Below are 7,612 nucleotides of genomic sequence, written 5' to 3'. Positions count from 1 at the left end.
CGGCCGACGGCGTGCCGGGCCGCCTCGACGGAGACGACGAACAGGATCGGGATGACCCCGTGCATGCCGACGCCGAGCGGGTCGGGCCAGGCGGCTGCGCCGTTGAAGGCGATGGTGGCCGCGGTCAGCAGCCAGGCGGTCTGGCGCAGCAGCGGGAAGGGGATGCGGATCCAGGTCAGCAGCAGGTCCAGGGAGAGCAGGACACAGATGCCGGCGTCGATGCCGATCGGGAAGACGTAGGAGAAGTTGCCGAAGCCCTTCTTGAGCGCCAGTTCCCGCACGGCGGCGTAGGAACCGGCGAAACCGATCCCCGCGATGACCAGGGCGCCCGACACGACCACACCGATCAGGATGCGGTGGAGCCGGGTGAGCACCACCCGGGGCGGCCCACCGGACGGCTCCGGTGTCCCGCTGCTCCCCGCAGCGGCATTCGGCTCCCCCATGGCGTGACGCTCACCCGTGACGTGTCGCTTCCCCGTGGCGTGACGCTCCCCCGCCGGCACGTGGCATTCCCCCGTTCGAACCTCGGACGTGATCGGTTCTCACACTCTCATGATCGGGCGGCACGGGGTGGGGCGCCCGGCCCCGGCACGTGCCGGGGCCGGGCCCCGTGGCGGAAGATGGGGCGGACAGCGCCACGTGTGACAGGCCGAGGAACAGACCGAGGAAGTCGAGGAAGGAGCATCGCCGATGGGTGAGACGGAGGAGGCCGCGGACCGGCGAGGGCAGCCGCCCGTGCCGCGGACGCTGTGCGACGTACGGGCTCTCGCCGTGCCCGGTGCCGCGCCCGGCGTGACGTGGAAGCTCGCGGAGGCCGGGCGGCAGCTGGACGCCAACGTGGTTCATCTGCCGCCGGGCCGGAGCGTGGACACCCATGCCGAACCCGACCTGGACGTGCTGCTCCTGGTGGTCGCGGGCGAGGGCACCGTCAGCAGTGGCGGCGCCGAGCAGCACGTCGGTGAGGGGACGCTGGTGTGGCTGCCCCGGGGCAGCAGCCGCAGCCTGGCCGCGGGCAGCGGCGGGCTGCACTATCTGACGGTGCATCAGCGACGGCCCGGGCTGCAGATCGGGCGACGAGGGCCCGGCGCGCCGTGAGCGCCGGACGATCCGTCAGCTCAGGGATTCGGGTGTCGGCCGCAGGACCAGCGTGACGAAGCCGAACGCGTCGCGGTAGCCGTGCAGCCACTCGCTCCGGTGGGTGGTGGCCGCCTGAAGTGCCTGGGCGCTGCCCGGTTCTCCGGCGTGGTCCAGGGCCCATGCGGCCAGTGAGCCGGTCCAGGACCATTCGTAGGCGTCGAGTTCGTGCCGCGTGCTGATGTGGGCGTGGACCGGAATCCAGCCGTCGGCGACGACCCGGTCGACGGTGGTCGGCAGGTCGTCCATGTCGCCGAGCATCTCGACGGCGTCGGGGCCGGGTTCACTCTCCCAGAAGCCGTCGCCGACCAGGACGCGTCCGCCGGGGGCCAGGTGCTTGCGGGCGGCGGCGAGGGTGGCGAGCAGGCCGCCGAAGGCGTGGGTGGCGCCGACGCTGATCACCAGGTCGAAGGGGTCGGGCGCGGTGAAGTCCGCTGCGTCCTGGTGGTGGAGCACGAGACGCTCGTCCACGCCGAGGACGTTGGCGCGTTCACGGGCGTGTGCCAGCGCGCGTTCGGACACGTCGACGCCCTCCGCGCGCAGCCGTGGGTGTGCGGTGAGGGCGCGCAGCAGCCACTCCGCGCCACCGCAGCCGAGGTCGAGGACGCGGGCGTCGGCGCGCGGGACGGCACGGTCCAGCAGCCGTCGTACCGCTTCGTCGTCGAGCGGGGCCGCGACGGGGTGGTCCGCATGGGCAAGTCGGGAGATCTGTTCGCGATTCACCGACGGAGCGTGCCACGGCGCAGGAGCGCACGCATGTGGTTTTTCCGACCCGGCCATCCGGCCCGGAGCGGGCGGAAACCGCCCCGGCAGGCGCGGTCCGGGCTCCCCGTACGATCACCTGGTCCCCCGTCCCGCGAGGAGTCCCGTCCGGTGAGTGTCGTCGTCCCCCGTCCCGTTCCGCTTCCGGGCTGCTGCCCGTGCGGCCGTGGGCCCGCTGGGAGGACGGTGAGCGGCTGCACGCCCTGGTGTGGCGGGCCGGCCCGGGCCGGCGGATGATCAGCAGCGCCGTGCTCGGGGGCGGCCTCGGAGAGCGGGCCTGGGTGCTCAACGCGCAGGTGGCGCACGGTTACCGGCGCACGGACCCCGACCGCCATCTCGCCGAGCCGGCCGCGGGTGCCGGTCTTCAGGGGTCCGGTGTGGGCCTGCTGACGGCCGCCGACGTCTCCCGTTTCGGTCAGGCGCGCGACGGCGGTGTGGAGGCGGTCGTCACCGCCGGGCTGGGGGTGCGGGGCTGGGCGGCCTCCCCCGCCGAGGGCACGACCGTGCCGGCTCCCGCGGGCACGGTCGACATCGTCGTCGCGCTGCCGGTCGCGCTGACCGACGCCGCGCTGGTCAACGCGGTGGCCACCGCGACCGAGTCGAAGGTCCAGGCGCTGCTGGACGCCGGGTACGACTGCTCGGGCACGCCCACCGACGCGGTGTGCGTCGCCGCGCGCACGCCGCGCGTCGGCGAGGAGGCCCACCCGTTCGCCGGCCCGCGCTCACGCTGGGGCGCCCGTCCGGCCCGCGCCGTCCACTCCGCCGTACTCGACGCGGCAGGACGCTGACGAACGCGCGCACCGGCCGTCGCCCTCAGCCGGGCCGGCCTGCCCGGCGGACGCACTGCCTGCCGATTCCGGATACAGGGCACGGCGGGGACGGTCATGCCGGTCCGCCCTGGGAGCGGACGGGGTGCATCGCCCAGCGGATGGTGCGGGTCAGGGCCTCGCCGGCCGGGCGTACCGTGAGCTCCTCGACGAAGGGCAGCCGGGGCAGCCACAGCAGGGTGCGCGCCCATGGCGGCAGCAGGGCCACGGCGTTGGCGGCGAGAGGGGCGTACAGCGGCCGGACGGCGAGCGGCAGGGGCGGCTGGAGCAGCAGGAAGCGTGCCGCCGCGCGGGCTTCGGCGGTGGCCCGCAGTTCGGGCCGGTAGGCCTCCAGTACGGCGGTCAGCTCGGCGACGTCGCGGGGCGGGTCGGGCACGCCGAGCGCCTCGGCGACGCGTGCGGTGTCGGCGACGTAGCCGTCGTACCCGTCGGCGTCCAACGGGTGGGCGCCGAAGCGCTGGTGGGCGCGGAGGAAGCTGTCGGTCTCGGCGGCGTGCACCCAGCCCAGCAGGTGGGGGTCGGCCGCGTGGTACGGCGTCCCGTCGGGTGTGGTGCCGCGGATCCTGTCGTGGATGGCGCGGACCTGGTCGACGGCCCGCTGAGCGTCGGCGGCGGTGCCGTAGGTGGTGACGGCCAGGAAGGTGCTGGTGCGCTGGAGGCGGCCCCAGGGGTCGCCGCGGAAGCCGGAGTGCGCGGCCACGGCGGCCATGGCGAGCGGGTGCAGGGACTGCAGCAGCAGGGCGCCGAGCCCGCCGATGAACATGGACGCGTCGCCGTGCACGGTGCGGATGGGGCGGTCGGGGGCGAACCAGCGCGGGCCGGGGGTGTGGTGGATGCGGGCGCGGGTGCTCGGCCCGTCCGGTCCTGCCACCCGGCGGAACAGGGCCTGCCCCAGTTGCGTGCGCATCTGCGTCAGCACGGTCACCTCCCGCGGTGCGTTCAGTCTCCGGCATGCTCCGCGGCCGGGTCCAGCCCCGAGGGGGCGCGGCCTGCCACCGGCGAGGGCGTGCCGCCGGATCGGTCCCGCCGCGCCTCAGGCCGCGCGCGCCCGTGCTCTCGTGGCCGCGGGGCGGACACGGTACGTCGTCTTGGCCGGGTCGACGAGGGGGTCGCCGAGGGTGATCCGCCCGGCGCGGTGCAGGGCGTCACAGACGTCGGTGGGCAGGGCCACGTAACCGCCGCCGGTGCCGCTGCGACCGTCGAGCGGCCGCCAGTAGCCGTATCGGCGGCGGCCGCCCGTGTGCACGGTCAGGAAGACGGCCGTCGCGGGGTCGGAGATGATGCGCAGGAGGTCGGCGGCGGCGGTGCCGACGGGGGCGAGGGACCGGCTGCGGTGCGACAGGATCATCCCCTGCCCTTTCCACGTCGTTGATCAGTTATGCCGCATCATGCAGCACACCACTGACAACGGCGTCGGCGACCGGCCGACGGATCGGCGACTCAGTGACCGTGGCGGGGCGCTTCTTGAGGCGCGGAGGGCGCGGGAGCGGAGCCGCCCGCGTGGACGGTGAAGGCCGCGGTGCGGACCTTTCCGTCGTGCCGGAAGTCGAGGAAGAGGCGGTAGGCGCCCGCGCTCGGCGCCATGGCCGTGAAGGAGATCCGGGGGCCGGGCCGCGTCGTGCCGTCGCCGGGCTCGCCGTTCGGGTGGACGTGGAGGTGGGCGAGGTCCCCGGAGCGCAGGGCGACCAAGTGGCCGTAGGCGCCGAGGTAGGGCTGCAGGTCGCCGACCGGCTTGCCGCCGCGGGTCACGGTGAGCGTGAGGTCGCTGTCCCGGCCGGGGGTGAGCGTGCCGTCGAGGAGCACCTCGTAGCCGTCGACCGGGGCGGTGGTGCCGGTCTCGGGGAGCGTCTCCGGCCGGTACGGGCCGGAGACGGCGAGGTCGGCGCCGAGGGTGAGGGCGTTGCCGCCGGCCGGCTCGAAGTCGGCGAAGACGCGGTAGCCGCCGGCCCGCGGCAGGTCGACCGGTGTGGACCAGGTGCCGTCGGCGGCGCGCACGGGATGCAGGTGGCGGAAGACGGTGAGGTCGCGTGAGGCGACGATCAGGTGCAGTTCCTTGTCGTGCTGCGCCTGGTAGGAGGTGAGATTGCGGCCCGTGGCGTCCCGGACGACGGCGAACCGCAGGTCGGCGGTGCGGCCGGCCGCCACGCGCGGTGTCTTGAGGTCGAGTGTGTAGCCGTCGCGGGAGATCTCCAGGCCGCCGGGCGGCGTCTCCTCGCGGCCGCCGCCGTGCGACGCGCCGTGCCCGGCCTCCGTACCCCCGTCCCCGTTGCCGCTGCCTGCGGATCCGGCGGTGTGGCCCTCGCCGTGGACGCCGGTCCTGGCCGCCGCGGACACCGGGTCGATCGCGGCGCCCACCCCGTAGGCGGTGCCGAAGGTGGCGGCGAGCGCCGCGGCGAAGACGGTGATCCGCACACCGGTGTTCATGGCCTGCTCCTGTCCCCGGCCGCCGGGGGTCGGCGGCCGACACCCTTCAACATACCCCTGGGGGGTATGAAGTCAAGTCGCCTGAACAGGTTGCCTCTCATGCGGGAGGGGGGTATACATGACGTCGTCCAACCGGTACCCCCAGGGGGTATTTCTGCGCCCCTGACGCATCAGCGCATCCGTGAGCTGCGAGGAGCAGACATGACCACCACCACGCCCGGCGCCGCCGAGGTCGTACTCGCCATCGGCGGCATGACCTGCGCCTCATGTGCCGCCCGCATCGAGAAGAAGCTCAACCGCATGGACGGGGTCGAGGCCACCGTCAACTACGCCACCGAGAAGGCCAAGGTCACCTTTCGCGAGGACATCGACGTCGCCGACCTCATCGCCACGGTGGAGGCCACCGGATACACCGCCCAGGAGCCCGCCCCGGCACACACCGGCCCGAACGGCGGCGCGGCGCGGGACGCACCCGACGAACTGCGGCCGCTGCGGCAGCGGTTGACCGCCGCCGTATTCCTGGCTGTGCCCGTGATCGCCCTGGCCATGGTTCCCGCCCTGCAGTTCACGTACTGGCAGTGGCTGTCGCTGACCCTGGCCGCACCCGTCGTGACGTACGCCGCCTGGCCCTTCCACAAGGCGGCCTGGACCAACGCCCGGCACGGCGCGGCCACCATGGACACACTGATCTCGGTGGGCACGGCGGCGGCGGTCCTGTGGTCGCTGTGGGCGCTGTTCTTCGGTACCGCCGGCATGCCCGGCATGACGCACCCCTTCGCGTTCACCATCGCCCGCACCGACGGCGCCGGGAACATCTATCTGGAGGCGGCGGCCGGTGTCACGGCCTTCATCCTGGCGGGCCGTTACTTCGAGGCCCGGTCCAAGCGGAAGGCGGGCGCGGCACTCAAGGCGCTGCTGGAGCTGGGCGCCAAGGAGGTCACCGTCCTGCGCGGGGGCCGCGAAGAGCGCGTCGCCGTCGACGAGTTGAAGGTGGGCGACCGGTTCCTCGTCCGGCCCGGCGAGAAGATCGCCACCGACGGTGTAGTCGTCGAGGGGTCGTCCGCGGTGGACGCCTCCATGCTCACCGGCGAGTCCGTGCCCGTCGAGGCCGGCGCCGGGGACGCGGTCACCGGGGCCACGCTGAACGCGGGCGGACGGCTCGTCGTCGAGGCGACGCGCATCGGCGCCGACACCCAGCTCGCCCGTATGGCCAGGCTGGTGGAGGACGCGCAGAACGGCAAGGCCGCCGCCCAGCGGCTCGCCGACCGGATCTCCGCCGTGTTCGTGCCCGTCGTGATCGCCCTGGCGCTCGGCACGCTCGGCTTCTGGCTCGGCAACGGCGCCGAACTGAGCACCGCGTTCACCGCCGCGGTCGCCGTCCTCATCATCGCCTGTCCCTGCGCCCTGGGCCTGGCCACACCGACCGCGCTGATGGTCGGCACCGGGCGCGGCGCCCAGCTCGGCATCCTCATCAAGGGGCCGGAGGTGCTGGAGACCACCCGCAAGGCCGACACCATCGTGCTGGACAAGACCGGCACCGTCACCACCGGCCGGATGACCCTGCTCGCCGTACACACCGCCGACGGAACCGAGGAGTCGGACGTCCTGCGCCTGGCCGGCGCGCTGGAACACGCCTCCGAACACCCCATCGCCCAGGCCGTGGCGGCCGGTGCCGCCGCCCGGGTCGGCATCCTGCCCCCGCCGGAGGACTTCGCAGCCGTCCCCGGTCTCGGCGTCCAAGGGGTGGTCGAGGGACACGCCGTCCTCGTCGGCCGCGAGCAGCTGCTCGGCGCGTGGGCCATGTCCCTCCCCGACGATCTGCGGCGCGCCAAGGCCGAGGCGGAGGCCGCGGGCCGTACCGCGATCGCGGTCGCCTGGGACGGCGAGGCCCGCGCGGTCCTCGAGGTCGCCGACGCCGTCAAGGACAGCAGCCCCGAGGCGATCCGGCGGCTGCGCTCCCTGGGACTGACCCCGATGCTGCTCACCGGCGACAACAAGACGGTCGCCGCGGCCGTCGCCGCGGAGGTCGGGATCGCACCCGAGCACGTGATCGCCGAGGTGCTGCCGCAGGACAAGGTCGCCGTGGTCAAGCGCCTGCAGGGCGAGGGGCGTTCGGTGGCCATGGTCGGCGACGGGGTCAACGACGCCGCCGCGCTCGCCCAGGCCGACCTGGGGCTCGCCATGGGCACCGGCACCGACGCCGCGATCGAGGCCGGCGACCTCACGCTGGTGCGGGGCGACCTCAGGGTCGCGGCGGACGCCATCCGGCTGTCGCGCCGGACGCTCGGCACCATCCGGTCCAACCTGTTCTGGGCCTTCGCCTACAACGTGGCCGCCCTGCCGCTGGCCGCGGCGGGCCTGCTCAACCCGATGATCGCGGGCGCGGCCATGGCCTTCTCGTCGGTCTTCGTGGTCGGCAACAGCCTGCGCCTGCGCGGTTTCCGGCCCGCCGACCGCTGAGGACA

Annotated in this window: 8 protein-coding genes; 3 read left to right on the top strand and 5 right to left on the bottom strand. The window is 74.2% G+C overall.

Annotated features, from left to right (window positions below):
• On the bottom strand, nucleotides 1–443 hold a 443-nt coding region (locus tag AB0J12_RS33935), incomplete at its 3' end, for a DUF2637 domain-containing protein (protein WP_363268479.1).
• A 247-nt stretch (nucleotides 444–690) separates the two neighbouring features.
• Between AB0J12_RS33935 and AB0J12_RS33930 the strand changes: the two genes are divergently transcribed.
• Complete coding sequence (locus tag AB0J12_RS33930; RefSeq protein WP_363268478.1) at nucleotides 691–1,095, top strand: AraC family ligand binding domain-containing protein; 405 nt, start codon at nucleotides 691–693, stop codon at nucleotides 1,093–1,095.
• 15 nt (nucleotides 1,096–1,110) lie between these two features.
• On the opposite strand, the gene AB0J12_RS33925 is transcribed toward AB0J12_RS33930, so the two are convergent.
• Nucleotides 1,111–1,857 (bottom strand): class I SAM-dependent methyltransferase, encoded by a 747-nt coding sequence (locus AB0J12_RS33925; protein ID WP_363268477.1) that lies wholly within the window; start codon nucleotides 1,855–1,857, stop codon nucleotides 1,111–1,113.
• A gap of 197 nt (nucleotides 1,858–2,054) precedes the next feature.
• Between AB0J12_RS33925 and AB0J12_RS33920 the strand changes: the two genes are divergently transcribed.
• Entirely contained in the window at nucleotides 2,055–2,684 is a 630-nt protein-coding gene (locus AB0J12_RS33920) for an adenosylcobinamide amidohydrolase (RefSeq protein ID WP_363268476.1), read from the top strand.
• A gap of 94 nt (nucleotides 2,685–2,778) precedes the next feature.
• On the opposite strand, the gene AB0J12_RS33915 is transcribed toward AB0J12_RS33920, so the two are convergent.
• The 3 genes from AB0J12_RS33915 to AB0J12_RS33905 all read right to left on the bottom strand — a co-directional run bounded on the left by AB0J12_RS33915 (nucleotide 2,779) and on the right by AB0J12_RS33905 (nucleotide 5,147).
• The gene (locus tag AB0J12_RS33915; RefSeq protein ID WP_363268475.1) at nucleotides 2,779–3,642 is read right to left on the bottom strand and encodes an oxygenase MpaB family protein; all 864 of its coding nucleotides are present in this window, start codon (nucleotides 3,640–3,642) and stop codon (nucleotides 2,779–2,781) included.
• A 114-nt stretch (nucleotides 3,643–3,756) separates the two neighbouring features.
• Entirely contained in the window at nucleotides 3,757–4,071 is a 315-nt protein-coding gene (locus AB0J12_RS33910) for a hypothetical protein (RefSeq protein ID WP_363268473.1), read from the bottom strand.
• 92 nt (nucleotides 4,072–4,163) lie between these two features.
• Nucleotides 4,164–5,147 (bottom strand): hypothetical protein, encoded by a 984-nt coding sequence (locus AB0J12_RS33905; RefSeq protein ID WP_363268472.1) that lies wholly within the window; start codon nucleotides 5,145–5,147, stop codon nucleotides 4,164–4,166.
• A gap of 201 nt (nucleotides 5,148–5,348) precedes the next feature.
• Here AB0J12_RS33905 and AB0J12_RS33900 point away from each other — a divergent pair, with 201 nt between their 5' ends.
• Nucleotides 5,349–7,607 (top strand): heavy metal translocating P-type ATPase, encoded by a 2,259-nt coding sequence (locus AB0J12_RS33900; RefSeq protein WP_363268471.1) that lies wholly within the window; start codon nucleotides 5,349–5,351, stop codon nucleotides 7,605–7,607.
• Nucleotides 7,608–7,612: the final 5 nt, after the last annotated feature.

The sequence above is a fragment of the Streptomyces sp. NPDC049915 genome, from assembly GCF_040656475.1.
Classification (GTDB): domain Bacteria; phylum Actinomycetota; class Actinomycetes; order Streptomycetales; family Streptomycetaceae; genus Streptomyces.
This window is presented reverse-complemented; position numbering and strand designations above follow the sequence as displayed.

Bases quoted from the DNA above. Each gene is read 5' to 3' on its own strand.
- AB0J12_RS33905 (WP_363268472.1), bottom strand. From the start codon at position 5,147: ATGAACACCGGTGTGCGGATCACCGTCTTCGCCGCGGCGCTCGCCGCC.
- AB0J12_RS33910 (WP_363268473.1), bottom strand. From the start codon at position 4,071: ATGATCCTGTCGCACCGCAGCCGGTCCCTCGCCCCCGTCGGCACCGCC.
- AB0J12_RS33900 (WP_363268471.1), top strand. From the start codon at position 5,349: ATGACCACCACCACGCCCGGCGCCGCCGAGGTCGTACTCGCCATCGGC.
- AB0J12_RS33930 (WP_363268478.1), top strand. From the start codon at position 691: ATGGGTGAGACGGAGGAGGCCGCGGACCGGCGAGGGCAGCCGCCCGTG.